Genomic DNA, 25,461 nt, shown 5'->3' with positions numbered 1-25,461 from the left:
CCCGTCGACCAGGCTTCCCGGGACGGTCCTCGCAGGTCGGGGCTTGTGGGTCAGGCACCGCGAATCAGACCCTGTAGGGCGGGTTCCGCGGGTCGGGCCTCACGGACCAAGACCCTGCGAGCCGGACTTCCCGGACCAGGCCTCGCGGGTCGGGTACCGCGGAGCGGGCTGCACGGACCAGACTGATCGGCTCAGACTTCGCGGGTCAGGCTTTGCAGGCCAGGCCTCTCGGGTCAGGCTTTGCGGGTGGCCGACAGGGTCGCGTAGACGATGATGTTGTCGGTGTAGTGGTGGGTCCGGCTATTGTAGACGCCGCCACAGGTGATCAGGCGCAGAGTCGCCTCTCCGGTGTTGCCGTAGACCCGCTTCGACGGGAACGACGTCTTGCTGACCTGCTCGACCCCGTCCACGGTGAACTCCACGATGGTCCTGTCCGACCTGGAGACCTTGATCTTGTCCCCGCGCTTGATCTCCTTCAGGCGGCTGAAGACGGCCGCCCCACTACGGGTGTTCACGTGCCCGAGCACCACCGAGGGGCCCTGCTGCCCGGGGACCGGGCCGTTCTTGTACCAACCTGCCAGGTTCGGCTTGCTCAACGGCGGGGTCTGGATCTCCTTCTTGGCGTCGACACCCAGCGCCATCAGCGGAGCCAGCAGCCCGATCTTGGGAATGGCCAGCTTGTTCGGCCGTACCCCCGCGCTCTTGAGCGGCGCGGGCGGCTTGACCACGGGCAGCGGCGGACGAGCGGTGGGAGCGGCGGCCGTCAACGGCACGTCGAGCCCTCCGTGCCCCACCTCGGCGGGGGCCGCCGCGACCGGCTCCTGCGGCTGCGGATCCTGCGACTGCCCCGGCTGTACGGCCTGCGTCTCCTGGCCACCCTGGGTGGGGACGTCCTGCACGATCATGCTGTCGGCCGCCCGCGGCACGGGTGGGCCGTACGGCTCGTCGTCGGCGACCGGCGTCAGGTAGGTCAGCAGCCCGGCCATGATCGCGGCGACCCCGCCGAGCGAGCCGACCACCAGCAGGGTGGGCAGCAGGAGGCCGCCGCCCTTCCTGGGCGGACGGCCGCCGCCGTAGTAGGGGCCCTGACCCTGTGAAGGCCCTGGATACACCCGGCGCCTCCTTACCTGTCCCCGCGCATGCGCCTACTGTCCCCTATCGACCCGCTTCGTGTCAGCGGCCCTGGCTGTGCGCCGCACGCCGCCGCCTCAACGCCACTCCGCCGACCACGCTCGCGAGCACCATCGCCGTCCCGCCGCCGATCAGCCCCGCGCCCGAACGATTCTCGTCGGGAGCCTCACCCGTCTGCGCACCACCGCTGGGCGTCACGATCACCTGAGGAGCGGTCGGCGTCGGCCGGGTGGGGGTCACGGTCGCGGTGACGGTGAGGGTGGGCTTGGGGGTGGCGGTGTGGGGCGGCACGGTCGTGTAGTAGGTGCTGGGCACCACGGTCGGAGTCCTGGTGGGGGTGGGGGTCGGGGTGGTCGCCGTAGGCGTGGGGGTAGGCGCCTTCTCGACCTTCACCGGCACTGTCTCGGCCTTGGTGGGCTTACAGACAGCATTGAAGTTGTCGACATCCGTATAAAGCTCGGGCTTCGGCTCCTTGAGCACCCTGAAAGCGTCGACGATCAAATACTTTCCAGGGGAAGCGTTCTTCAGCTTGACGGTGTGCTTTCCATACTTCAAGCCCTTCACGGACCAAAGAACCTGCTGCGTCCGCTTCACATCAGCCGGAACGTTGGTCTGGCCGTCCGTCTCCTTTGATGCATTGACATTCGTCACCTGCGGGATCGTACTTCCAGCCTCGGTGAAGCTGACTTCGACCTCACCCATGTCGTCATCGCGTTCGGTGACGTATTCGACACCGGTGCCGGTGAACGAGAACTCGGCGGTCGCGCCATCATCAGTGGTCGCGTGCACGTCTTTCCCGATGTCGTCGATTTTGTCGTCGGCCCTGCGAATCCACTTGCCCCCGGGATACTTGATCGCAGAGTTTTCCGCCCCGTTGACACTGTCGTTGACGACGGTCACCTCATCGGAGGGCAGGTACTGCACCGTGAGACTCCTGGGCGTGACCTTGATCTCGCCTTCCTTCCCCACGATGTAGGAACCTGGCGCCAATGTGGGGAGGGGAAGCGGCGCGCCCTTCTGCAGAGCGTTGGCGACGACGGTCTCTCCCATCGAGTCAAGCGTTCCCGTGCCACTCCAGTAGTCGGATATCCCCGCGCTGCCCCGGGCGACCACACGCGCCTTCGCGGGCGAGTCCTCCGGAGCCTTGAAAGGGGAATCACCCAGAGTCCACTTGATATCAAGTGACTGCCCGATATAGACCTTCGTCGGAAAAGCGACCCTGACCTGAATCTTCGTTCCATCCGGAGCCAAATCACTTACCGGAGGAGTGCAGAAGAAGTCCGAGATATAGGTGTCCGTGTCGGCAACGCTCTGAGAGCTCGTCAGAACGACCAGGGAACCAGCCGCCACCCCTAGGACTGACGCCGCGACTGCCTTGCGGAGTCCTGCTCCCCACCGAACCACTGGTCGCTCCGATCATCGGATCTGGCCATAAAACCGGTCATAAAGTCACAACTCGCTCCGGATCGTACTGCCCAGCCCCAGCATGACGCAGGAAGATGACAAGACCCCCAGCAGACTGTGGCGGACTTGTGATCCGCCCGAATCTCCGGCGGAGGCCGTACAACGCCCGTCACCTGGGTGTACCTATGGGTAACAGAATCGTATTCTGTCCTCGTATCCCAAGGAGGCAAGCCCATGCGACGAGACCTCTTCCAGGAGGAGCACCTGCTCTTCCAGGAGACCGTGCGCGAGTTCATGGCCCGCGAGGTGGTTCCCCACCACGACCGGTGGGAGAAGGACGGCATCGTCCCCCGCGAGGTGTGGAAGAAGGCCGGGGAGATCGGCATGTTCGGCTTCGGAGTGCCCGAGGAGTACGGCGGCGCCGGGATCAAGGACTTCCGCTACAACACCGTGATCGTCGAGGAGGTCATGCGGATCGGCGCCACCGGTCTCGGCTTCTCCCTGCACAACGACGTGATGGCGCCGTACTTCGTCGACCTCACCGACGACGACCAGAAGGCCCGCTGGCTGCCCGGGTTCGCCTCGGGAGAGCTGATCACGGCCGTGGCGATGACCGAGCCCGGCGCGGGCAGCGACCTGCAGGGCATCAGGACCACCGCCAGGCGCGAGGGCGACCACTACGTCGTCAACGGCCAGAAGACCTTCATCACCAACGGCATCAACTCCGACCTCGTCGTCGTGGTCGCCAAGACCGACCCGGAGGCGGGCGCCAAGGGTGTCTCGCTACTGGTCGTCGAACGGGGCATGGAGGGCTTCGGCCGGGGCCGCAACCTGGAGAAGATCGGCATGCACGCCCAGGACACGGCGGAGCTGTTCTTCGACGACGTACGGGTTCCCGCGGCCAACCTGCTCGGTGGGCAGGAGGGTCGGGGCTTCTACCAGCTCATGGCCAACCTGCCGCAGGAGCGCCTGTCGATCGCGGTCATGGCGGTGGCCTCGGCGGAGGCCGTCCTGGCGCAGACCATCGAGTACTGCAGGTCCCGTACGGCATTCGGCCGCAGCATCGGCAGCTTCCAGAACACCCGGTTCGTCCTGGCCGAACTGGACACCGAGCTGGAGATCGCCCGTCACTACGTGGACAGGTGCGTCCTCGCCCTCAACGCCGGGGAGCTGAGCGCGGTGGACGCGGCCAAGGCCAAGTGGTGGACCACGGAGCTGCAGAACAAGGTCATCGACCGCTGCCTGCAGTTGCACGGCGGCTACGGCTACATGATGGACTACCCCGTGGCCAAGGCCTGGATCGACAGCCGGGTGCAGACGATCTACGGCGGCACGACCGAGATCATGAAGGAGATCATCGGCCGCTCGTTCGGCTTCTGACCCCTCGAATGACCTCTCGGATGACCCCTCGGAGACGCCGGAACGCCCCGGGAACGCCGGGACGCCGCCCTCCCACCACGGAAGGGCGGCCCGGTCCCTCACTCCTTGACGATCTCCTCGACCTTGATCGCGTCGCCCTCCGAGATCAGTACCCTCGCCTCGAACGTGACCCCCGCCTTGAGCGCCTTGAACAGCTCCGCCGACGTGCAGCGGTGCGGAACCGCCCCCTTCTGGCAGACGCTCCCCTGCGTGTCGAGCACGACCGTGTCACCGGTGAGGTGCACCTCGTGCGGCCCGTCGGAAGCGTCGACCACGACCGACTCCTTCCCCAGCGGGCTGAGCCGCCCCGTCACGTCGTCGACCCGCGAAACGCTCCCGCTGCGTGTCGGCGTCGCCGTGGGGGTGGCGCTCGGCTCCACCGGAACGTCCGGCACGCTCTCACTGGGTGTCTCGGACGGCACCTGCGACGTGTCAGCGGTGACGGACGCAGTGGGCGACGCGGCGGCCGAGGGGCTCTCCCCCGAGGCTCCCGAGGTCCCCGAGCCTCCCGAGGAGCAGGCCGCCAGGCAGGCGGCGAGCGCGACGGCGAGCACGGAGCCCCGGACGGCCGAAGGAACGCGTGTCACTTTCACCCATCTACTCACGGACAGCACCATTCCACGAGAAACGGTGTCGTGGTTAATCGCCACAAGATCCTCACGGTCGACGCATACTGGTCACCGTAGGCTCCCCCTGAGGCGGTGTTGATGGACAGCGGACTGATCCTGCTGGTCTTCCTGGCGTTCCTGTTCGCCTGGGGGCTCAACCGGGTACGGCGCGCGATGCGGCTCGGCACGGTCGCCTACGCCGGCATCATGATCGTCTTCATCCTGGTGATGCTCGCCCTCTGGGGCCAGACCTTCCGCTAGCCCACCGAGCCGCCGACCCGACGAGGCCGGCCCCGCACGCCGTACGGAACGGGGCCGACGGTCCCGTCGTCAGCTCCGTGACCCCTCAAGCACCACCCGCGCGACCAGGGCCGGATCGTCGTTCATCGCCAGGTGCCCGCACCCCCGCAGCAGCCGCACCCGCTGCCCCGACCACCTGGCGGCCCGTACGGCCTGCCGACGGGGGAACAGCCGGTCGCGGTCGCCCCAGGCGATGGTCACCGGCGTCTTCGGCGGCGCCGGAGGCATCAGCCAGACGAACGAGTCGAGGGTGTCGTCGAACCCCGGCGCCTCCCGCAGCGCCCGCCTGGCCGAGGAGAGGTCCTGTGCGGAGAGCCTGGACGGGTGGCCGACGAGCAGCCCGGCGGCCAGCGTGTGACCCAGCGGGTTCGCCGCGAGGGCCTCGCCCCGCTCCGAGTCCAGCGCGAAGGCCAGTGCCCGGAACGTCCTGAGCACCGCCCGCGAGTACACCAGCTCGCTCCGGTTCCAGAATCCGACGGGCGACAGCGCCGTGGCCGTACGGACCGTCCCCCGTGAGGCCAGCTCCAGGGCCACGTATCCGCCGAGGGAGGTGCCCGCGACGTGGGGTTCGCCGAAGCCGAGCCTCGCGCAGAACGTCTCGACCGCGTCGGCGAGGCTCTCCACCGTGTACGGCGAGCCCGGCGGCAGCGGCGGGGAGGCACCGAAGCCGGGAAGGTCGACGGCGATCACGTCCCGCTCGGCCGCGAGCAGGTCGAGCACCGGCAGCCACGCCTGCCAGTGGTGACCGATTCCGTGCAGCAGGACCAGGGGCTCCCCTGTCCCGCGACGTTCGAAGGCCAGATCCATCCCCCGAGTGAAGCACCGATCGTCCCCGGCTTCTATGACGGGGGCGCCATGCCCTGACCGCCTCACCGGCTCAGGACGCGTAACCTGCGGGAAATTTCCGGACAAGCTCACGAAACCTGGCAGTGATCTTGATTCTGGTCAGCGTGACTTGGTGGGGATCTCGAACCAGACGGCCTTACCCTCTCTGGTCGGGCGGGAGCCCCAGCGCTTGGCGAGCTGGTCGACGAGGTAGAGACCCCGGCCACCCTCGTCGTTCTCCCCCGCGCTGCGGATGCGGGGAAGGCGCAGGTCCTGGTCGAACACCTCGACCCAGACGGATTCGCCTCCCCTGCGGAGCCTCAGGGTGAACTCCTTCTCGTTGACGACCTCGTCCTCGAAGCCCGGGATGTCCCACGACTCGTCGAAGGAGAAGGGGGTGGTGGTGTCGATCACCAGGTCACGACGGGGGACGCTGGCGTTCGCCGCGTGCAGCACGACGTTGGTGACCACCTCGGAGACCAGCAGGCAGGCGAGCTCGGCGCGCTCCTCGGGGACGTTCCAGCCGCTGAAGGCCTCCGCCGCCATCCTGCGGGCCTCGCCGACCATGATGGGCTGGGCGGGGAAGGTGCGTTCCTCGACGTCGAGCTCGTCACGGGCGGACCTGACGACCAGGATGGCCATGTCGTCGTCGATCTCGCCGGGGACGGCGTCCGTCGCGGCCTGGGCGATGTTCTCGACCGTGTCGTCGGAGACCTCGATGAGCTTGCCGAAGAGCGCGGCGAGGGTCTCCTCGTCGCTCGGCGGCCTGCCGTCGGCGTCGCGCAGGGGGCGGCGGTCGACCAGGCCGTCGGTGTAGAGCAGCAGCGCGGCCCCCGCGGGCAGCGTGCGGGTCTCCTCCTTGTAGACCAGGTCGGCGTTGATGCCACGGGCGCGGACGCCCAGGGGCTTGCCGACCTCCTCGATCTCCAGCTCGCTGCAGGTGCCGTCGACCAGGAGCAGCGGCGGGGCGTGCCCGGCGTTGGCGAAGGACAGCTGGCGCGACCAGGCGTCGTAGACGAGGTACTGGCAGGTGACGATGGGCGGGACGCTGATGTCGGCACCGCTGTCGTCCCACTCGGGGGTGGCGATGCTGTGGGTCCAGTCGTCGAGCCTGGCGAGGATCTCCGCGGGTGGCTTGTCGTCCTGGGCGAAGGCCCGCAGCGCGGCCCTGAGCTGGCCCATGACGGCGGCGGCCTTGGCTCCCCTGCCCTCGACGTCGCCGATGACGATGCCGACCCGGCCCGCCGACAGCGGGATGACGTCGTACCAGTCGCCGCCGACCTGGGTCTGGATGCCCTGGCCATGCGAGGCGAGCGGCGCCGCGGGGCAGTAACGGACCGCGATCTCCAGGCCGTCGAGCTCGGGCAGCGGCGCGGGGGGCAGCAGGTTCTTCTGGAAGGACTCGGCGGTGTGCCGCTCCTCCTCGAACAGCAGCGCGTTGTCCACGGCGAGCGCGACCCGGGTCGCGACGGCACCGACGAAGTCACGGTCGAAGGCGTCGTAGTGCGGGCTGCGCCGGTCGGTCAGGTTGGACAGGCCGAGGTACATCAGCCCGAGGACCTCACCGCGCACGCACAGCGGCGCCACGATGGCCGAGGTCATCCCGATCTCGGCGGCGAGGCGGGTGCTGGCCTCTCCGGGGCTGGGGTAGTTGGTCTGGGAGAAGTCCTCGACGAGGATCGTCTCCTGGCGCCGCAGCGCGATCTCGGCGTAGTGCCCGGTCGGGTAGTTGATGTCGGCGCCGATGGGGGCCCAGGTGTTGGGCGGCGGGCTCCAGCCCGGGACGTGGCTGGAGACCTTCCTGGTCAGCCTGCCGTTGTCCATGAGTTCGATGAAGCAGTGGTCGGCGAACTGCGGGACGAGCATCTCGGCGACGCGGTTGAGCGTCTCCTCGACGTACAGCGAGCCCGCGAGGCGCTCGCCGATCCGTTCGAGCAGGCCGTAGCGGTCCTTCTCGCGTTCGTTGCTGCGCATCGCCTCCCTGGCGGTGATGACGATGCCGGTGACCGAGCCCGACTGGTGCCGCAGCGGCACGGCCTGGGCCCGGACGTAGATGATCGTGCCGTCGCCGCGCTTGACGTCGAAGGTGCCCTCCCACACCCCGCCCTTGAGCACGTGCTTGGCGAGCTCGACGGCGAGGGGGTGGTCCTTCTCCATGATGCCCAGGGAACGTGACTGGTCGCGGGCCGCCGGGCCCGGCCTGCCGAACAGCCGTTCCGCGAAGGGGTTCCAGTAGACGACGTTGCTGAAGCGGTCGGTGACGACCACCGCCATCTCGGCATGGTCGAGGACCGAATGCGCCGAAAGGTGGTCGGCGGTGTCCTGTGAGAGATCCCCCCACCGTTTCATCCAGCGACCACCCCTTGGGGACGGCTTTGCGCAAAGCGAACCACGGTTGCTCCTGCTGCGGTCTCGGCAGGGGAGTGGAGGGTCTCCCGGGGGGATTTCAACCAAGCAGATGGATCTTGGTCATCGGGTGGAGACGAAGACATGCGCGGCGATGTCTCGCGGGAGGTCCGCCAGAGTATTCTCCGCCTTGTCGTCACCTGTCACCCGCACACCGTCGTCGCTTGCCGCGAGCGTTACCTCGCGTCCGGGTTGTATCCCAACTTGCTTGAGTTTAAGCATCACAGCCGGATCACTTTGCACTTGTTCGCTAATTCGGCGGACGACAACGGGTATATCCCTGGGTCCGGCCAGCGCCGCCATCGACGGCAGTGACTGCCAGGCCGCGCCGTCCTGGGCCGCGACGCCCAACTCCTCAAGGCCCGGGATGGGGTTGCCGTGCGGGTCCTCCTTCGGGTGGTTCAGCAGCGTGACCAGCCTGGCCTCGACGGACTCGGACATGACGTGCTCCCAGCGGCAGGCCTCGACGTGCACCTCCTCCCATGGCAGGCCGATCACCTGGGTGAGCAGGCACTCGGCGAGGCGGTGCTTGCGCATGACGCGCGTGGCGAGCGTGCGTCCCAGGTCGGTCATCGTCAGGTGCCGGTCTCCCTCAACCCTGACCAGGCCATCGCGCTCCATCCGGGCCACCGTCTGGCTGACGGTGGGACCGCTCTGCTGAAGCCGCTCGGCGATGCGCGCACGGAGAGGGGTGATTCCCTCCTCCTCCAACTCGAAGATCGTGCGGAGGTACATCTCCGTGGTGTCGATCAGGCCGTGTGCGGTCAAGGCTCCTCCCGTCCTTATCTCGTTCCAAGGCCGGTCGCGGCGTCCTCCCCTGGGGACAGCGACAGACCTGAAGTCCTCGGACTCTGACCCTATTGCGAGATCCGCCCACAGCGGCCAACGATGGCAACATCGGGGGCAGGTAAATCCTTCCCAACCTGCCCAAACACTCTGATCACTTGGACCCCGCGGCGGCGGAACGGTAACGCCTGAACGCCGGTACGGCCAGCCCGACCGCGAGCACCACCACGGCGCACGCGATCCCCCCGCCGACCCAGGAGGCCGTGGCGCCGAACCACACGGCCGTCGCGCCCGCCCTGAGGTCTCCGAGCCTGGGGCCTCCGGCGACCACGACCGTGAACACGCCCTGCATGCGTCCGCGCATGTCGTCGGGCGCGTGGGTCTGCAGGATCGTCTGCCGCCAGACGGCCGAGACCAGGTCGGCGGCGCCGCCCAGGGCCAGCAGGGCGATCATCAGCCACAGCTGGCCGACCAGTCCCGCCAGGGCGACGCTGACGCCCCAGGCGGCGATCACGAACGTCAGGGCGAGCCCCTGTCGGCTGATCCGGCCGACCCAGCCGGACAGCAGGCCGCCGAGGACCGCGCCGATCGAGATGCTCGCCGAGAGCCAGCCGAACGCGAGCGGGTCACCGCCGAAGCGTTCGGCGACGATCTCGGGGAACAGCGCCCTGGGCAGCGCGAACGCCATGGCGATGATGTCCACGACGAACGACATCATCACCACGGGGTGGCCGGAGATGTAGCGCAGGCCGTCCACGACGGAGCGCAGGCCGGGGCTGGTCACCGCGCCGACCGGTTCGAGGCGCGGCAGCCGTACGGCGGCGTAGAAGCCGGCGCCGAACAGCAGGGCGTCGATCAGGTAGGCGACGGCGACGCCGCTCTGGGCGAGCACGAAGCCCGCGATCAGCGGGCCGATCACGGTCCCGAGGTTGCCGACCAGGAAGTTGAGGGTGTTGGCGGCGGGGACGAGCTCGGTGGAGACGAGCCTGGGGATGATCGCCCCCCGGGTCGGGCCGGTGATGGCGAACCCGGTGGCGTGGACGGCGACGGTGGCCAGCAGCAGGCCGATGCTCGACACCTGCAGGAGCGCCTGGGCGAGCAGGGCCAGCGTCGCGCTCCAGGCGATCAGGGAGCCGACCAGCAGTAGTTTGCGCCGGTCGACGGCGTCGGCGACGGCCCCGCCCCACAGGCCGAAGGCGACCAGCGGGATCAGGTTGGTCGGGCCGAGCATGCCGACCCAGAAGGAGGAGCCGGTCATGCCGTAGATCTGGGCGCTGACCGCTACCGAGGTGAGCTGGAAGCCGATGAACGAGACGCCCTGACCCATCCAGAGCCGCCGGTAGGCCGGGACCCGCAGTGGACGGGTGTCCACCGCGAGTCTCCTGACGAGATTCCTGACCGCCACGTATCCCCCTCAGCCCTTAGGACATATGGGGATATATCAGTAATGGCCAGGTAACAAGTCACGGGGCCAGGCGTTCGACGGTCCACGAGGCGCCCGTACGGCGGTAGCGGAGACGGTCGTGCATGCGGTCGAGCTGACCCTGCCAGAACTCCACCTCCGACGGCACGACCCGGAAACCGCCCCAGAAGTCGGGCACCGGCGGGTCCTCCGGCCAGCGCTCGGCCAGCTCCGCGTAGCGCTCGTCGAGTTCCCGCCTGGACTGCACGACGGCCGACTGCCGTGAGGCCCACGCCCCGATGCGCGAGCCGTAGGGACGGGACCTGAAGTAGGCGGCCGACTCCTCCCGCGGCAGCCGTACCACGTGGCCCTCGATCCTCACCTGGCGGCGGATGGAGTGCCAGGGGAACAGCAGGCTGGCCCTGGGGTTCTCGGTGAGGTCGCGGCCCTTGCGTGACTCGTAGTTGGTGTAGAAGACGAATCCGTCCTCGTCGTAGCCCTTCAGCAGGACGGTCCTTGCCGTCGGCCTGCCGCCGGCCGAGCTGGTCGCGACGACCATCGCGTTCGGCTCGGGAAGCTCGGCCGCCACGGCGTCGTCGAACCATCGGGCGAACTGGCTGACGGGGTCGGGGGCGAGATCTTCCTCAAGCAGAGGGAGACCTTCGTAGGTGCGGCGAAGCCCGGCAAGCGAAGGCGGGCGCGAGGTGGCATCCACGGGACGGTATTCTCCCGTGCTTGACGGAGAGCATGCGCACCGCCCCCACCTGGGACGATCGCGTTCCGGCGGGTCCGGCGGCACACCACCGCGCCCTAGGGGGTTGAATATGACCCGCCGGTATCTCGACATCAAGGCTTTGACTTCAAGAAAGGGAGGCGGCCGAGAATGTCCGACTTCAAACCCGGGCTCGAAGGCGTGGTGGCCTTCGAGACGGAGATCGCGGAACCGGACAAAGAAGGGGGCGCCCTTCGTTACCGGGGCGTCGACATCGAGGAGCTTGTCGGTCGCGTTTCCTTTGGACACGTGTGGGGCCTGCTCGTCGACAACACGTTCCAGCCGGGCCTCGCCCCGGCCGAGCCGTACCCCATCCCTGTCCACTCCGGTGACATCCGCGTCGACGTACAGAGCGCGCTGGCCATGCTGGCCCCCGCGTACGGCTTCAACCAGGTGCTCGACATCGACGCCGAGCAGGTACGCGCCGACCTGGCGCGCGCCAGTGTGACCGCCCTCAGCTTCGTCGCCCAGTCGGCGCGCGGCCTCGGCCTGCCGATGGTCCCGCAGAGCGAGGTCGACAAGGCCGAGAGCATCGTCGAGCGGTTCATGATCCGCTGGCGGGGCGAGGCCGACCCCAAGCACGTCAAGGCGATCGACGCCTACTGGACGTCCGCCGCCGAGCACGGCATGAACGCCTCCACCTTCACCGCCCGGGTGATCGCCTCGACCGGTGCCGACGTCGCGGCGGCGCTGAGCGGAGCGGTCGGCGCCATGTCCGGCCCGCTGCACGGGGGCGCCCCCGCCCGCGTGCTGCACATGATCGAGGGCGTCGAGAAGCTGGGCGACGCCAAGAAGTGGGTCCAGCAGGAGCTGGACAACGGCCAGCGGCTCATGGGCTTCGGTCACCGGGTCTACCGGGCCGAGGACCCCAGGGCCCGCGTGCTGCGCCGTACGGCCAAGGAGCTCAACGCGCCCCGCTACGAGGTCGCCGCGGCGCTTGAGCAGGCCGCCCTCGAAGAACTGCACGCCCGTAAGCCCGACCGGGTGCTCGCCACCAACGTCGAGTACTGGGCCGCGGTCATCCTGGACTTCGCCGAGGTCCCCGCCAACATGTTCACCTCCATGTTCACCTGCGCACGCACCGCGGGCTGGGCGGCTCACATCCTGGAGCAGAAGCGCACGGGCAGGCTGGTCCGCCCCAGCGCCAAGTACGTGGGCCCACCGCAGCGTTCGATCAACGACGTCCCCGGCGCCGCCGAGGTCCTCGCCTCCTTCTGACCCCCGATCAGTCTCGTACGGCTGTCGCGCGACGCACTCTCGCGCGGCAGCCGTCTCGTGTTTATCGGGTGATTTCAGTCTCATTCCGGACACCACGCACGTCTCGAAATACGGACCCCGAGCGGGATCGCGCGGCGGGCTCAGTACGCTGTTCAGGTGGCTGACATCGTGATTCCCTCTGACATCAAGCCCGCCGACGGCCGTTTCGGCTGCGGGCCCTCGAAGGTACGACCTGAGCAGCTGGCGGCTCTGGCCGCCTCCGGTTCCACCCTGATGGGCACCTCCCACCGGCAGAAGCCCGTCAAGTCGCTCGTCGGGCGCGTGCGTGCGGGCCTGCGGGAGCTGTTCTCCCTCCCCGAGGGGTACGAGGTCGTCCTCGGCAACGGCGGCACCACCGCGTTCTGGGACATCGCCGCCTTCGGGCTCGTCCGTGAGAGGTCGCAGCACCTGCACTTCGGCGAGTTCTCCTCCAAGTTCGCCTCCGTCGTGGCGAAGGCCCCGTGGCTGGGCGACCCGACCGTGATCAAGTCCGAGGTGGGCAGCCACCCCGAGGCCCGTCTCGAAGAGGGCGTGGACGTCTACGCGCTCACCCACAACGAGACCTCGACCGGCGTCGCGATGCCGATCAAGCGGGTCGGCGAGGAGGGCTCGCTGGTCCTGGTCGACGCCACCTCCGGCGCGGGCGGCCTGCCCGTCGAGGCGAGCGAGTTCGACGTCTACTACTTCGCCCCGCAGAAGAGCTTCGCCTCCGACGGCGGTCTGTGGCTCGCCCTGATGTCCCCGGCCGCGCTGGCCAGGGTCGAGGAGATCTCCGGCAGCGGCCGGTACGTCCCCGAGTTCTTCAGCCTGCCGACGGCGATCGACAACTCCGTCAAGGACCAGACCTACAACACCCCGGCGGTGGCCACGCTGTTCCTGCTGGCCGACCAGCTTGAGTGGATGAACGGCAACGGCGGCCTGGCCTGGACCACCGCCCGCACCGCCGACTCGGCCCAGCGGCTCTACACGTGGGCGGAGAAGACCTCCTACACCTCGCCGTTCGCCGCTCCCGAGTTCCGCTCGAACGTGGTGGGCACCATCGACTTCTCCGCCGAGGTCGACGCCGCCGAGGTCGCCAAGGTCCTGCGCGCCAACGGCATCGTGGACACCGAGCCCTACCGCAAGCTCGGCCGCAACCAGCTGCGCATCGCGATGTTCCCGGCCGTCGACCCCGACGACGTCGAGGCGCTGACCAAGTGCATCGACCACGTGGTCGAGCGGCTCTAGCCCTTCTCTGAGCCTGTCCGGCGGGGGAAGGGCGACGTCCTTCCCCCACCGGAGGCCCTGGTGACCACGCGGGCACCCGTGGAGCCCGGAGGCCGGGCCCTTTCTGGGCGCGCCGGGAAACGGGCTCCCAGCGCCCTCTCAGCTCCGTCCCGAGCCCTCACGTTCCGGCGGCTCGGGAATCCTGTGGAAGGCGCGGCCGGAGTCCGGGTCCGGCGGGCGACAGCGTCGCGCTGACCTCCAGGCCTCCGCCTGAGCGGGCGCGGGCGACGACCACGCCGCGGTGGGCGGCGACGATGGAACGGACGATCGACAGCCCCAGACCGGCTCCCTCCCTGGGGCCGGACCTCGCCTCGCCGAACCGGACGAAGGGCTCGAACAGCTCGTCGACCTTGTCCGGGGGGATGTCCTGGCCGGTGTTGCCGACCGTCAGGCCGCCCGACGCCGTGACGCTCACCTCGACCACACCGCCGGGACGGTTGTAGCGGATCGCGTTCTGCACCAGGTTCATGAGGAGCTGCGTGATGAGGACCCGGTCGCCGGAGATCTCGACCGGCGCGGACCTCAGCTCCGTGCGCACACCGGCCGCGGCGGCGACGTCGGTGTACTGGGCCAGGACCTCCCCCGCGACCTCGTGGAGCGGGATGGGCTCCCTGCGCGCCAGGCCCCGGTCGCTCTGCGCCATGAGCAGCAGCCCCTCGATCAGCCGCTCGCTGCGTTCGTTGATGGTCAGCAGTTCCCGTCTGGCCCGGACCACCTTCTCCGACATCGGCCCGGCCAGCCCCAGCTGGAGCACCGTGCGCTGGACGGCCAGCGGGGTCCTCAGCTCGTGGGAGGCGTTGGCGACGAAACGACGCTGACTGTCGGCGGCCTGTTCGATCCTGGCGAGCATGTCGTCGAAGGTGTCGGCGAGCCTCTTGAGCTCGTCGTCCGGTCCCCTGAGTTCGATGCGCTCGTGCAGGTTGTCCAGGCAGAGGCGCCGCGCGGTCTCCGCGATCCGGTTGAGCGGCCTGAGCATCCTGCCCGCCAGCCACCAGCCGATGAGCGCGGCCATGACGACCAGTACGGCCAGGCAGGCGGCGGACGTGGTGAACAGCTGGTGCAGCAGTTCGTGGCGGGCCTGCGCCAGCCGCCTGTCGACGGCCTCGGTCGTGTAGGACCTGGCCATGGAGACGATGACGTCCACCGACTCGCCCGGCGACCTCGCGGTCGGCTTGTTGGTGAAGGAGATCACCTTGACCTTGGAGTCGACGCTCCGTGCCAGCAGGAAGTAGACGACGAGGACGACGACCGTCCCCGCGGCGAGGATGAGCCCGCCCTGTACCGCGGCGAGCCTGACCCTGACCGGCAGGCCGCGCCACCGCGCGGGCGCCCGGCGCGAGGCCGCCACGGCTCAGATCCGGTATCCGATGCCCAGCACGGTCTCGATCACCGGCGGGTCTCCCAGCTTGGCCCTCAGCTTGGCCATCACGACGCGGACGGCGCTGGTGAAGGGGTCGGCGTTCTCGTCCCACGCCCGTTCGAGCAGCTCCTCGGCGCTGACGACCCGTCCCTGAGCCGACATCAGCACCTCCAGGACGGCGAACTCCTTGGGGGACAGCGCCAGCGGGACCCCGTCACGGGAGGCCCGCAGCCGTGAGGTGTCCAGCGTGAGACCGCCGCACCGCAGCACCGGGGGCAGCGCCGTACCGGTCCGCCTGCCGAGCGCCGACACCCTGGCGAGCAGCTCGGAGTAGTCGAACGGCTTGGGCAGGTAGTCGTCGGCGCCCAGGCTGAGGCCCTGGAGCCGGTCGCGGACACCGCCCGCCGCGGTGAGCATCAGCACCCTGGTCCTGCTGCCCTCCCTGGTGAGCTCCTCGCACACCTGGTCACCGGAGACCCCCGGAAGGCCCCGGTCGAGGATCACCACGTCGTAGTCGGAGCGGGCGAGCCTTCTCAGCGCGTCGGTCCCGTCGTAGGCGACGTCGACCGTCATGTTCTCTCCGCGCAGCCCGTCGGCGACGTAGTCGGCCAGCACACGCTCGTCCTCGACCATCAGCACGCGCATGGCACGCCTCTCCTCAGGTGGGTGTGTCGCCACAGTAGGGCGACGTGGATAAAGCCGATGTTTCCGATGACGGAAACGTCAGCCGAACGCCCCCGTCTGTAGACCTGTGGAGCACGGCGCCGCCATTCACGGCCGCGCCGTACCACGGAAGACGGAAGGTCGAAAAGCCATGAGAACTCCCCGGCTCGGCGGAGCCGTGACGATCGCCGCCGCACTGGTCCTGACGGGCTGCGGCACCACAGACTCCGGCCGGAACGCGCAGACCGGTACGGGCACGCCGAACGCCCAGGACCAGGGGGTCGCCTACGCGCGGTGCATGCGGGAGAACGGGGTGAAGATGCCCGACCCCGACCGGCCCGGGGCCGTCACCATCCCCAAACCGGGGAACACCGCCGCCCTGCAGGCCGCGATGAAGGCGTGCCGGCAGTACCTGCCCGTCAAGGCACAGGAGAAGATGGGCGGTTCCGAGGACATGGACCGGATGGTCGCGATCGCCCGGTGCCTGCGGGGCAAGGGCGTCGACGCGCCGGATCCCCAGCCAGGTCAGGGGCTCACCATCCGCGACCGGCTCAACGACCCCGAGGTGCAGCAGGCGCTGCTGGCCTGCCGGAAGTCGTCCTCCGGCGGCGCGGGATGAGGGACCCCTCCTTCCGCGACTTCTCACGCACCGGTGAGGCCGGCACCGCGCCCGGACCCGCCGCGAAGCGGCACCCCCGGCGCCGTCGCCGCCTGCTGTGGGCCGCCGCCGGTCTCGCGGTCGCCGTGGCCGCGACCGTCGTGGTCGTGACGCGGCCGCCGTCCCCCACCCCGGCGCCACGGGAGGCGGCCGTGACCACCGCCCCGGTGGTCCGCACCGACCTCGCCGACCACGAGGAGATCGACGGGACGCTGGGCCACTCCGGCTCCTATCTCGTCTCCGCCGACGGAGGCACCCTCACCTGGCTGCCCCCCACCGGACGGACCGTACGCCGGGGGCAGCGGGTGTACGGCGTGAACGGGCACTCCGTACCGCTCTTCTACGGGGCGACACCGCTGTGGCGCCCGCTGCGGCAGGGGGTGCGCGACGGGCAGGACATCGCCGTCCTGGAGGGAAACCTGGTGGCGCTGGGCCACGGACAGGACGTCACGGTCGACAGGCACTTCGGCTACGCCACCTCGCGTGCCGTCCGGCGCTGGCAGCGTCACCTCGGCGTCGAACAGACCGGGGTGGTCAACCCCGGCGACGCCGTCGTCGCCCCGGAGGCCCTGCGGATCGCCGCCGTGCCCGGCGTCTCGGGCGGCACCGCCGGCGGGGTCGTCGTCAGGGCCACCGGAACCCGGCAGGTCGTCAACGTCGACCTTCCGGTGAACCGGCGGCAGCTGGCCGTCAGGAACGCCAAGGTGAGCGTCGACCTGCCGGACGGGCGGACCGTGCCGGGACGCGTCCGGCGGGTGAGCGCGGTGGCCACCGCCCCGTCGGGCTCCGCCCAGGACCGACAGCCCGGTCAGGCCACCGGCGAGGCGACCGTCCCCGTCGAGGTGGTCCTCACCGGGCGTAAGGCCACCGGCGGGCTGGACGGCGCCCCGGTGACCGTGAGCTTCACCAGCCGGGTGGACCGGAACGTGCTCGCCGTACCCGTGGCCGCGCTGCTCGCCCGGAGCAAGGACTCCTACGCGGTCCGCGTCGTCGACGTGTCCGGCGCCGGACACGACGTCCCGGTACGGCTCGGCTCCTTCGCCCTCGGGCTGGTCGAGGTCAGCGGCCCCGGGATCACCGAGGGCGCACGCGTCGAGGTGCCGTCGTCATGACCGCCGTGATCACCGCTGAGAAGGTGTCCAAGACCTATCCGGGCGGGGTGGCGGCGGTGCGCGAGGTGTCGCTGTCGGTGCGTCGCGGGGAGCTGCTGGCCGTCGTCGGCCCTTCGGGTTCCGGCAAGTCGAGCCTGCTGCACATCCTGGGGGCGCTCGAACTGCCCGACAGCGGAACCGTCCGGATGTTCGGGCACGACCTGGCGACCCTCCGCGACCGGCAGATCTCCGCGGTCAGGGCGAGCTGGATCGGCTTCGTCTTCCAGCGGTTCTTCCTCACACCGCACCTCAGCGCGGTCGACAACGTGGCCACCGGACTGCTCTACCAGGGCGTGTCCACCGGGACCCGCGCCCGGCGCGCCACCGCGGCCCTTGAGCGCGTCGGCCTGGGCCACCGGCTCAGTCACCGGCCGCACGAGCTCTCCGGCGGCGAACGGCAGCGGGTCGCGGTCGCCCGCGCCCTCGTCGCCGGTCCCGCGGTCGTCTTCGCCGACGAACCGACCGGCAACCTCGACTCCGCCTCGGGCGCCGGCGTGCTGAGCCTGCTCCGCGAACTGCACGCCGACGGCACCACGATCGTCATCGTCACCCACGACCAGGAGATCGCCCGCAGCCTGCCGCGCCGGGTGGAGATCCTCGACGGCCGGATCAACTACGACGGGAAGGGCTCATGAGCTCCGTACCGCTTCCTCCTTCGGCTCGGCTCTCAGCCGCCGTCGTCTTGCGGGTGTCGCTGGTGGGGTTGCGCGGACGGCCGTTGCGGGCGGCCCTCTCCGCGCTCGGCATCGCCATCGGCGTCGCCGCCATGGTCGCCGTGCTGGGCGTCGGCGCGGCCAGCAGACAGCAGTTGCTGGACCAGATCCGGACGCTGGGGACCGACATGCTCACCGTCCACCCCGGCCAGAGCCTGTTCGGGGAGAACGCCAGGCTGCCGGTGGAGTCGGTGGGCATGGTCGCCCGCGTCCCCTCGGTCCGGTCGGTCACCGCGGTCGGCGCCGTGGAGAACGGCACGGTGCGCCGTACCGACAAGATCCCGGAAGCGGACACCGGCGGGATCGCGGTGGCCGCGACCAGGCTCAACCTGCTCACCACGCTGGGGGGATCCGTACGCTCGGGAGTCTTCCTCAACTCCGCGACCGAGATGTATCCGGCCACGGTGCTGGGCTCGGTCGCCGCAGGCAGGCTCGGGGTAGGACAACCCGGCGCCCAGGTCTATCTCGCCGGGCACTGGTTCACCGTCATCGGCGTCCTGGACTCCCTGCCGCTCAACCCCGAGATCGACCGGTCGGCCCTGGTCGGCTGGCCGGTCGCCGAAGGACTCCTGGGGTTCGACGGCCACCCGACCACCCTGTACGAGCGCTCCGACGAGGAGGCCGTCACGGCGGTCAGGGAGGTGCTCGCCTCCGCGGTGAACCCGCGCGACCCCGAGGAGGTCCAGGTCAGCCGCCCCTCGGACGCCCTGACCGCCCAGCTCGCCGCCGCCTCGACCTTCAACTCGCTGTTTCTCGGCCTGGGCGCGGTCGCCCTGCTGGTCGGCGGCGTCGGGGTGGCCAACACCATGGTCATCTCCGTGCTCGAACGCCGCCAGGAGATCGGGCTCCGCCGCGCCCTCGGCGCCAACCGGGGTCAGATCCGGTTGCAGTTCCTGGCCGAGTCGGTCGTGCTGTCCCTCCTCGGCGGTCTGTCCGGCGTCCTGCTCGGCGTTCTCGTCACGCTGGGTTACGCGGCGTCCCGTGGCTGGCCGCTGGTCCTGCCCGTCCAGGCCCTGGCGGGCGGGGTCGTCGCCTCGACGCTGATCGGCGCGGTCGCGGGCCTCTATCCGGCGCGCGGGGCGGCCCGGCTCACGCCGACCCAGGCGCTCGCCACCGGATGACCCGGCTTGAGACCAGTGCCCGGGAAAGGGGCCCTCGGTCAGAACTCGTCGGCGCCGGTGACCTGGGCGACGACGAAGACGTGCCGGGAGGCGGCGCAGATCGTCTCCAGCACGTGGACCGGGGTGTCGTCGTCTCCGTAGCTCGCACGCAGCACCTGCACGATCCACTCGCCGGGGTCGAGTTCCAGGGTCACGGCCTCGAAGCCGCTCGGCGGGCGGGCCACCAGGTGCTCCTCGGCGTGGCCGAAGCGGTGGCCGAGGGCCTCGATGCCCGCCTGGAGCGTGGGCCGTACGAAGTCGGGGTCGCACAGCGGGGTGCCGCCGAACAGGTCGAGCCTGAAGTAGCTCGTGGCGATCCGCACCGGGACGTCACCGGCCAGCAGCAGCTTCCTGCGGGCCAGGACGTCGGTGCCCGGCTCGACGCGCAGCGCCGCCGCGACGTCACCGGAGGCCGGCTCCTCACCGACGCCCAGCATGCGGCGGCCCGGGGTGATCCCCTGCGCGGCGGCCTCGGTCATGAAGAGCGAGGCCGAGCCGCGTACGGCGGGCTGGGTCGGCAGCGAGCGCCGCACCACCACGCGGGGCGTCCTGTGGCCCGTGGCGCCGCTTTCCCGGCTCGGGTCCGCTGTCTCCTGAGATCCCACTGAAAGCTCCTCCACGGCGTTCCTGGCACCGGCTGAGGCCCAGCGGTCAGTAGGCGGGCAGCGTCCGCCGTCTGCGGCGCAGTGCCCAGGCCGCCAGGACGCCGCCGACCAGCCCGAACAGGTGCCCCTGCCAGGAGATGCCCGCCTCCCCCGGCAGCACGCCCCAGATGATCGAGTAGTACGCCACGGCGACGCCGACCGCGATGACGATGTCGAGGACGCTCCGGTCGAACAGGCCCCTGGCCACCACGAAGCCGAAGTAGCCGAAGACGAGCCCGCTCGCCCCGACCGTGACCACGTACGGCGAGCTGGTGAACCAGACCCCGAGGCCGCTGACCACGATGATGATCAGGCTGGCGAGCAGGAACCTGCCGATCCCGCGCAGCGCGGCGAGGAAGCCGAGGATCAGCAGGGGCAGCGAGTTGGCCATGAGGTGGCCGAAACCCGCGTGCAGGAACGGCGCCAGGAGGATGCCGCCCAGCCCCTCGACGTCCCACGACCTGATGCCGTAGGCGTCGAACTCCCCGGGCAGGACGTAGTCGGCGACCTCGATCGCCCACATGCCGCCGACCAGGAGGATGACGAGGATCGCGGCTCCGGCCGCGCCCGCCGCCAGCTCACCCGCCCCGCGTCTGAGCCGCTCACCGGCCGGGCGTTCCGCCGGGGGAAATCGGTCGTCCATGCACTCTCCTGGCCTTCGGGAGCGGTCGCCACGCCCTTCCACCGTACGCATTCCAGGCGGGAAGTGCGCCGGGCGCGACCCGTACGGCCGTGCCCGGCGCCTCGAACGGGACTACTCGCCCTTCCAGACCGGGGCGCGCTTCTCGGCGAAGGCCGCCGCGCCCTCCTGTGCGTCCTTCGACGCGAACACCGGGTCGATGATCTCCGCCTGCCTGGCGAACATCTCCCCCGCGCTCCAGTCGGCGGACTCGACGATCACCCGCTTGGTCGCGGCGAGCGACAGCGGGGCGTTGGCCGCGATCCGCCCGGCCAGCTCGACCGCCCTGGTCAGCGCCTCGCCCTCGGGCGTGACGTGGTTGACCAGGCCGACCTCGCTCAGCCGTGCGGCGGGGAAGTGGTCACCGGTCAGGGCGATCTCCATCGCGACGTGGTAGGGGATGCGCCGCGGCAGCCGCATCACGCCCCCGGCCGCCGCGACCAGGCCACGCTTGGGCTCGGGCAGGCCGAAGACGGCCTTCTCCGAGGCCACGATGATGTCGCAGGCCAGCGCGAGCTCGAAGCCTCCGGCCAGGGCGTAGCCCTCGACTGCGGCGACGATCGGCTTCCTCGGCGGCGCCTCGACGATGCCGCCGAAGCCCCTGCCCTCAAGGAAGGGCAGGTCTCCCTTGAGGAAGCCCTTCAGGTCCATGCCCGCGCAGAAGGTGCCGCCCGCCCCGGTCAGCACGTAGACCGAGACGTCCGCGCGTTCCTCGAACTCGTCGAGCACCGCGGCGATCCCCCTGGCGACCGCGCCGTTGATCGCGTTCCTGGCCTGGGGGCGGTTGATCGTGATGACCGCGACGCCGTCGCCGACCTCGGCGAGTACCTCATCAGACACCGGTTGACTCCTCTGGGCCGGGAACTACTTGGGCTGGAAACGGATGCCGCCGTCGAACCGGACGGTCTCGGCGTTCATGTAGTCGTTCTCGATCAGGGAGCGCACCAGGTGGGCGAACTCCTCCGGTCTGCCCATGCGCTTGGGGAAGACGACGGGGGCCACGAGCCTGGCCTTGAACTCCTCGGCGTTGTCGTTGAAGGCGTAGATCGGGGTGTCGATGATGCCGGGGCAGATCGTGTTGACGCGGATGCCGACGGGCGACAGGTCGCGCGCGGCGGGCAGGGTCATGCCGACGATGCCGCCCTTGGAGGCCGAGTAGGCCACCTGGCCCGTCTGGCCTTCGAGGGCCGCGACGGAGGCGGTGTTGACGATCACGCCGCGCTGGCCGTCCTCGTCGACCGGGTCGGTCTTGGCGATGGCGGCGGCGCCGATGCGCAGGAGGTTGAAGGTGCCGATCAGGTTGACCTCGATGACCTTGCGGTAGGAGGCCAGGTCGTGCGGTGAGCCGTCCCGGTTGACCGTACGGCCCGCCCAGCCGATGCCCGCGCTGTTGACCACGACGCGCAGCGGCCTGCCGGTCGCGACCGCCGCGTCGACCGCCGCCTGCACCTGCTGCTCGTCGGAGACGTCGGTCTTGACGAAGACTCCGCCGATCTCCTCGGCGACGAGCTTGCCGCGCTCCTCGTTGAGGTCGGCGACGACCACGGTGGCGCCGTGCGCGGCGAGATGACGGGCCGTGGCCTCACCGAGGCCGCTGGCACCGCCCGAGATGACTGCTGCTGCTCCGTTCAGGTCCATGAGCGGACTCTAACGCGGATACCGAATGAAGTTCTATCAGGGGTGCCCGTTGGATCTCAGCCCTCGCCGACCGCGGTGACCACGTCGGGATAGACCTTGATGCGGCGGTCGAGGCCGGTGGTGCGCAGAATCCTGGCCACCGGCGCCTGCGGGGCCGCGAGGCTGACGCCGCCCCCCTCGCCCGTGGCCAGTCGCCAGGCCTCGATGAGCACGGACAGGCCGCTTGAGTCCATGAACGACAGCGCGGTGAGGTCGAGGATCAGCCGGGACCCGTCGAGCTTGATCGCATCGCGAACCTCGTCTCGCAGAAAGGGGGCGGTGAACAGATCGAGTTCGCCCTCGACGGCCACCACCACGGCGTCACCGACGGCGCGGCGAGCCAGCCGTAGCTTCATCAGTCCTCCTCGCCCATGAGGCAGACCCACTTTACTTCGCCATCACCGTATGTGAGGTCCCGCGACTCTATGATCATTCGCACCGGGCGGAGGAAGAACCGCAAACGCCACACATCACCCTCACCCCGTTCCGCTTCCCCGTCAATGGAGCCACGGCCCAGCCACGGCGCCCCCGCCGATTTATACCGGAAAAATCACGAATAACGTGGGACAAAGATCATATAAACCGCTATCACAGCGAATCGATACACATGTCGACGATCATGGAGAATGCTCCGCTCGCGGGAGGGCGAAGCCGTACGGCAGTTCGAGACGGTGGGCGGCGAGCAGGTCGGAGTCGGCGAGGATCTTCGCGGTCGGCCCGTCGGCGGCGATCACGCCGCCGGACAGGACGAGCGCCCGTTCACACAGCTCCAGGGCGTACGGCAGGTCGTGGGTGACCATCAGCACGGTCACGTCCAGCCCCCTGAGGATCTCGGCCAGCTCGCGCCTTGAGGCCGGGTCCAGGTTCGACGACGGCTCGTCCAGCACCAGGATCTCCGGCTCCATCGCGAGCACGGTCGCCACCGCGACCCGGCGGCGCTGACCGAAGGACAGGTGGTGCGGCGGCCTGTCGATCGCCTCCAGCATGCCGACGCGGTCGAGGGCCTCCTCGACCCGGCGCCGTAGCTCCGGCCCCCTGAGGCCGAGGTTGGCCGGGCCGAAGGCGACGTCCTCCCGCACCGTCGGCATGAACAGCTGGTCGTCGGGGTCCTGGAAGACGAGCCCGACCCGCCTGCGGATCTCCTTGAGCGACTCCTTGCCGACCGGCAGCCCGGCGACCGTCACCGTGCCGTGCCCCGGGGTCAGGATGCCGTTGAGGTGCATCACCAGCGTGGTCTTGCCCGCGCCGTTCGGGCCGAGCAACGCGACCCGCTCCCCGCGCGCGATCTCGAAGTCGACGCCGAACAACGCCTGGGTGCCGTCCGGATAGGCGTACGCCAGGCGGCGCACCTCCAGCGAGGCGGTCATCACAGGCCTCCGTTCACGAGTGTCGTGCCGAGCAGCACCACGAGCGCCGCGCCCGGCAACATACCCGCCGTGAGCCACTGACGCGAGGAGGCGGACAGGTCCTGGATGACCGGCATCGAACCGGTGTAGCCCCGGCTGAGCATCGCCAGGTGCACCCGTTCCCCGCGCTCGTAGGAGCGGATGAACAGCGCCCCCGCCGATTTGGCGACCGCCGGGATGTGCCGGACGTCCCTGGCCGTGAAGCCCCGCGACTCCCTGGCCACCCGCATCCGGCGCATCTCGTCCACGATCACGTCCATGTAGCGGAGCATGAACATGGCGATCTGCACCAGCAGCGGCGGCAGCCGCAGCCGCTGGGCGCCGAGCAGCATCAGTCTCGGTTCGGTCGTCGCCGCCAGCAGCACGCTGGCGACCACCCCGAGCGTGGCCTTGGCCAGGATGTTCCAGGCCGCCCAGAGCCCCTCGACGCTGAGCGTGACCCCCAGGAACGGCACCCGTTCGCCGAACCCGATGAACGGCAGCGCCACCGCGAACACCACGAACGGCAGCTCGATCATCATCCGCCGCAGCACGAAGCCCGGCGGGACCCGGGCGGCGGACGCGACCACGCCGAGCAGGACCGCGTAGATCCCGAAGGCCCACAGCCACTCACGCGGGGTCGCCACGACCACCAGCGCGAAGGCCGCGACCGCCGCCAGCTTGCACTGGGGTGGCAGCCGGTGGACGAGGGTGTCCCCCGGCCGGTAGAGCTGGTGGCTGTGGCCCGCCCCCACTACGCGGTGACCTCGTCCTTCGCCGAGTCGTCACGGGGCTCGCCCTGGTTGCGGCGCCGTACCGCGAAGAACAGGCCGCCGCCGACGGCGAGGGTCACTCCGACGCCGACCAGGCCGGCGACGCCGACCGGGATGCCGCCGACCTCGCCGTAGTCGGCCAGCGGCTGGTCACCGAGGGCGTGGTCCCCGGCCTGGCCGCTGAAGCCCTTGTCCTCTGCGACCCGCTCAAGGCCGTCGGGCGAGGAGGAGGCGTAGAAGCTGACGATCCCCGCCAGCAGCGCCGCGACCAGGACGCCCGCGGGCAGGAACCAGCCGATGCGGCGCGGGGCCGCCGCCTTCGGGGCCGTGTCCACCGTGGTGGCCGCGCCGTCGGCGCCCCTGAGCACCAGGGGCGCGGCCAGCCCGCGCGCGCCGTAGACCAGGTCGGGCCTGACCGCGAGCACGGTGCTGACGGTGACCGCGGTGATCAGACCCTCGCCGATGCCGATGAGCACGTGCACGCCGCCCATGGCCATGGCGACCGTGCCGACCTCGATGGGCGCGGTGCCGCCGATCCAGAACAGCAGCGCGAAGGAGATCGCCGAGACCGGCACCGAGACCAGCGCCGCGACGAAGGCGCCCGCGACCACCGTGCCCCTCCCGCGCGCCCTGCTCGTGACCAGGCGGAAGACGGCCCAGCCCGCCAGGACGGCGACGATGCCCATGAGGGTGATGTTCACCCCGAGCGCGGTCAGGCCGCCGTCGGCGAAGAAGAAACCCTGTACCAGCAGGACGACGGCCACGCACAACACCGCCGTGTACGGCCCGACGAGTATCGCCGCGAGCGTGCCGCCGAGCAGGTGCCCGCTGGTGCCCGCCGCGACCGGGAAGTTGAGCATCTGGACGGCGAAGATGAAGGCGGCGACCAGACCCGCCATGGGCGCGGTCTTGTCGTCGAGCTCCTTACGAGCCCCCCGCAGACAGATCCCCACGCCGACGGCCGCGACGGCCCCGGCCGAAATCGACACGGCTGCGTTGAAGAAGCCATCGGGTACGTGCAC

At 70.1% G+C, this 25,461-nt stretch carries 26 protein-coding genes; 8 read left to right on the top strand and 18 right to left on the bottom strand.

Annotated features, from left to right (window positions below; genetic code table 11):
* Positions 1-233: 233 nt before the first annotated feature.
* Together ABZ463_RS30315 and ABZ463_RS30310 are read right to left on the bottom strand one after the other, a co-directional pair.
* On the bottom strand, positions 234-1,112 hold the full coding sequence (locus ABZ463_RS30315) for a class F sortase (RefSeq protein WP_362781267.1): 879 nt from the start codon (positions 1,110-1,112) through the stop codon (positions 234-236).
* Between the two features lie 61 nt (positions 1,113-1,173).
* Positions 1,174-2,481, bottom strand: a complete 1,308-nt coding sequence (locus ABZ463_RS30310; RefSeq protein ID WP_362781265.1) for a hypothetical protein — start codon at positions 2,479-2,481, stop codon at positions 1,174-1,176.
* Positions 2,482-2,769: 288 nt separating this feature from the next.
* Between ABZ463_RS30310 and ABZ463_RS30305 the strand changes: the two genes are divergently transcribed.
* A complete protein-coding gene (locus ABZ463_RS30305; protein WP_362781263.1) occupies positions 2,770-3,915 on the top strand; it encodes an acyl-CoA dehydrogenase family protein in 1,146 nt (381 codons plus the stop codon).
* A gap of 98 nt (positions 3,916-4,013) precedes the next feature.
* Here ABZ463_RS30305 and ABZ463_RS30300 read toward each other — a convergent pair whose 3' ends face one another.
* The gene (locus ABZ463_RS30300) at positions 4,014-4,541 is read right to left on the bottom strand and encodes a hypothetical protein (protein ID WP_362781261.1); all 528 of its coding nucleotides are present in this window, start codon (positions 4,539-4,541) and stop codon (positions 4,014-4,016) included.
* Between the two features lie 120 nt (positions 4,542-4,661).
* On the opposite strand from ABZ463_RS30300, the gene ABZ463_RS30295 reads away from it, so the two are divergent.
* The gene (locus tag ABZ463_RS30295) at positions 4,662-4,823 is read left to right on the top strand and encodes a hypothetical protein (protein ID WP_352014715.1); all 162 of its coding nucleotides are present in this window, start codon (positions 4,662-4,664) and stop codon (positions 4,821-4,823) included.
* A 69-nt stretch (positions 4,824-4,892) separates the two neighbouring features.
* On the opposite strand, the gene ABZ463_RS30290 is transcribed toward ABZ463_RS30295, so the two are convergent.
* The 5 genes from ABZ463_RS30290 to pdxH form a co-directional block, all read right to left on the bottom strand.
* Entirely contained in the window at positions 4,893-5,669 is a 777-nt protein-coding gene (locus ABZ463_RS30290) for an alpha/beta hydrolase (RefSeq protein WP_352014714.1), read from the bottom strand.
* A gap of 138 nt (positions 5,670-5,807) precedes the next feature.
* On the bottom strand, positions 5,808-8,036 hold the full coding sequence (locus tag ABZ463_RS30285) for a SpoIIE family protein phosphatase (RefSeq protein ID WP_352014713.1): 2,229 nt from the start codon (positions 8,034-8,036) through the stop codon (positions 5,808-5,810).
* 120 nt (positions 8,037-8,156) lie between these two features.
* Positions 8,157-8,861: a metal-dependent transcriptional regulator gene (locus ABZ463_RS30280; RefSeq protein WP_352014712.1), complete on the bottom strand. Its 705-nt coding sequence runs from the start codon at positions 8,859-8,861 to the stop codon at positions 8,157-8,159.
* Positions 8,862-9,033: 172 nt separating this feature from the next.
* Positions 9,034-10,251, bottom strand: coding sequence for an MFS transporter (locus ABZ463_RS30275; protein ID WP_352014711.1), 1,218 nt, complete (start codon positions 10,249-10,251; stop codon positions 9,034-9,036).
* 91 nt (positions 10,252-10,342) lie between these two features.
* Entirely contained in the window at positions 10,343-10,996 is a 654-nt protein-coding gene (gene pdxH / locus ABZ463_RS30270; RefSeq protein ID WP_352014710.1) for a pyridoxamine 5'-phosphate oxidase, read from the bottom strand.
* A 168-nt stretch (positions 10,997-11,164) separates the two neighbouring features.
* On the opposite strand from pdxH, the gene ABZ463_RS30265 reads away from it, so the two are divergent.
* Both ABZ463_RS30265 and serC read left to right on the top strand, forming a co-directional pair.
* Positions 11,165-12,271 carry a citrate synthase 2 gene (locus ABZ463_RS30265; RefSeq protein WP_352014709.1) on the top strand — a complete coding sequence of 369 codons (1,107 nt, stop codon included), beginning with the start codon at positions 11,165-11,167 and terminating at the stop codon, positions 12,269-12,271.
* A gap of 156 nt (positions 12,272-12,427) precedes the next feature.
* Entirely contained in the window at positions 12,428-13,537 is a 1,110-nt protein-coding gene (serC, locus tag ABZ463_RS30260; RefSeq protein ID WP_352014708.1) for a phosphoserine transaminase, read from the top strand.
* Between the two features lie 157 nt (positions 13,538-13,694).
* Here serC and ABZ463_RS30255 read toward each other — a convergent pair whose 3' ends face one another.
* Both ABZ463_RS30255 and ABZ463_RS30250 read right to left on the bottom strand, forming a co-directional pair.
* A complete protein-coding gene (locus ABZ463_RS30255) occupies positions 13,695-14,924 on the bottom strand; it encodes an ATP-binding protein (RefSeq protein WP_362781256.1) in 1,230 nt (409 codons plus the stop codon).
* A 3-nt stretch (positions 14,925-14,927) separates the two neighbouring features.
* The gene (locus tag ABZ463_RS30250) at positions 14,928-15,581 is read right to left on the bottom strand and encodes a response regulator transcription factor (protein ID WP_362781254.1); all 654 of its coding nucleotides are present in this window, start codon (positions 15,579-15,581) and stop codon (positions 14,928-14,930) included.
* A 169-nt stretch (positions 15,582-15,750) separates the two neighbouring features.
* On the opposite strand from ABZ463_RS30250, the gene ABZ463_RS30245 reads away from it, so the two are divergent.
* From ABZ463_RS30245 to ABZ463_RS30230, 4 genes are read left to right on the top strand one after another with little or no spacing between them, the layout of a single operon-like run.
* Positions 15,751-16,218: a hypothetical protein gene (locus ABZ463_RS30245; RefSeq protein WP_362781251.1), complete on the top strand. Its 468-nt coding sequence runs from the start codon at positions 15,751-15,753 to the stop codon at positions 16,216-16,218.
* Positions 16,215-17,369: a peptidoglycan-binding protein gene (locus ABZ463_RS30240; RefSeq protein ID WP_362781249.1), complete on the top strand. Its 1,155-nt coding sequence runs from the start codon at positions 16,215-16,217 to the stop codon at positions 17,367-17,369. Before ABZ463_RS30245 ends, ABZ463_RS30240 begins: the two co-directional genes overlap by 4 nt.
* Positions 17,366-18,043, top strand: coding sequence for an ABC transporter ATP-binding protein (locus tag ABZ463_RS30235; RefSeq protein ID WP_362781247.1), 678 nt, complete (start codon positions 17,366-17,368; stop codon positions 18,041-18,043). Before ABZ463_RS30240 ends, ABZ463_RS30235 begins: the two co-directional genes overlap by 4 nt.
* Entirely contained in the window at positions 18,040-19,242 is a 1,203-nt protein-coding gene (locus tag ABZ463_RS30230; protein WP_352014702.1) for an ABC transporter permease, read from the top strand. The genes ABZ463_RS30235 and ABZ463_RS30230 overlap by 4 nt, the downstream gene beginning before the upstream one ends.
* 38 nt (positions 19,243-19,280) lie before the next feature.
* On the opposite strand, the gene ABZ463_RS30225 is transcribed toward ABZ463_RS30230, so the two are convergent.
* From ABZ463_RS30225 to ABZ463_RS30190, 8 genes are all read right to left on the bottom strand, one after another.
* Positions 19,281-19,820, bottom strand: coding sequence for a UTRA domain-containing protein (locus ABZ463_RS30225; protein ID WP_352014701.1), 540 nt, complete (start codon positions 19,818-19,820; stop codon positions 19,281-19,283).
* A gap of 112 nt (positions 19,821-19,932) precedes the next feature.
* Positions 19,933-20,568 (bottom strand): rhomboid family intramembrane serine protease, encoded by a 636-nt coding sequence (locus tag ABZ463_RS30220; RefSeq protein WP_352014700.1) that lies wholly within the window; start codon positions 20,566-20,568, stop codon positions 19,933-19,935.
* A 111-nt stretch (positions 20,569-20,679) separates the two neighbouring features.
* Positions 20,680-21,444 (bottom strand): crotonase/enoyl-CoA hydratase family protein, encoded by a 765-nt coding sequence (locus ABZ463_RS30215; RefSeq protein ID WP_352014699.1) that lies wholly within the window; start codon positions 21,442-21,444, stop codon positions 20,680-20,682.
* Between the two features lie 24 nt (positions 21,445-21,468).
* The gene (locus ABZ463_RS30210; RefSeq protein ID WP_352014698.1) at positions 21,469-22,242 is read right to left on the bottom strand and encodes an SDR family NAD(P)-dependent oxidoreductase; all 774 of its coding nucleotides are present in this window, start codon (positions 22,240-22,242) and stop codon (positions 21,469-21,471) included.
* A gap of 56 nt (positions 22,243-22,298) precedes the next feature.
* The gene (locus tag ABZ463_RS30205) at positions 22,299-22,637 is read right to left on the bottom strand and encodes an STAS domain-containing protein (RefSeq protein ID WP_352014697.1); all 339 of its coding nucleotides are present in this window, start codon (positions 22,635-22,637) and stop codon (positions 22,299-22,301) included.
* Between the two features lie 261 nt (positions 22,638-22,898).
* A complete protein-coding gene (locus ABZ463_RS30200) occupies positions 22,899-23,648 on the bottom strand; it encodes an ABC transporter ATP-binding protein (RefSeq protein ID WP_352014696.1) in 750 nt (249 codons plus the stop codon).
* Entirely contained in the window at positions 23,648-24,421 is a 774-nt protein-coding gene (gene cbiQ, locus ABZ463_RS30195; RefSeq protein ID WP_362781242.1) for a cobalt ECF transporter T component CbiQ, read from the bottom strand. The genes ABZ463_RS30200 and cbiQ overlap by 1 nt, the downstream gene beginning before the upstream one ends.
* A complete protein-coding gene (locus tag ABZ463_RS30190; RefSeq protein WP_362781240.1) occupies positions 24,421-25,461 on the bottom strand; it encodes an energy-coupling factor ABC transporter permease in 1,041 nt (346 codons plus the stop codon). The genes cbiQ and ABZ463_RS30190 overlap by 1 nt, the downstream gene beginning before the upstream one ends.

The organism is Streptosporangium sp. NPDC020145, assembly GCF_040631275.1.
Classification (GTDB): domain Bacteria; phylum Actinomycetota; class Actinomycetes; order Streptosporangiales; family Streptosporangiaceae; genus Streptosporangium.
Note: the sequence above shows the minus strand (reverse complement) of the source record. Positions and strands in the feature narration are given on the sequence as shown.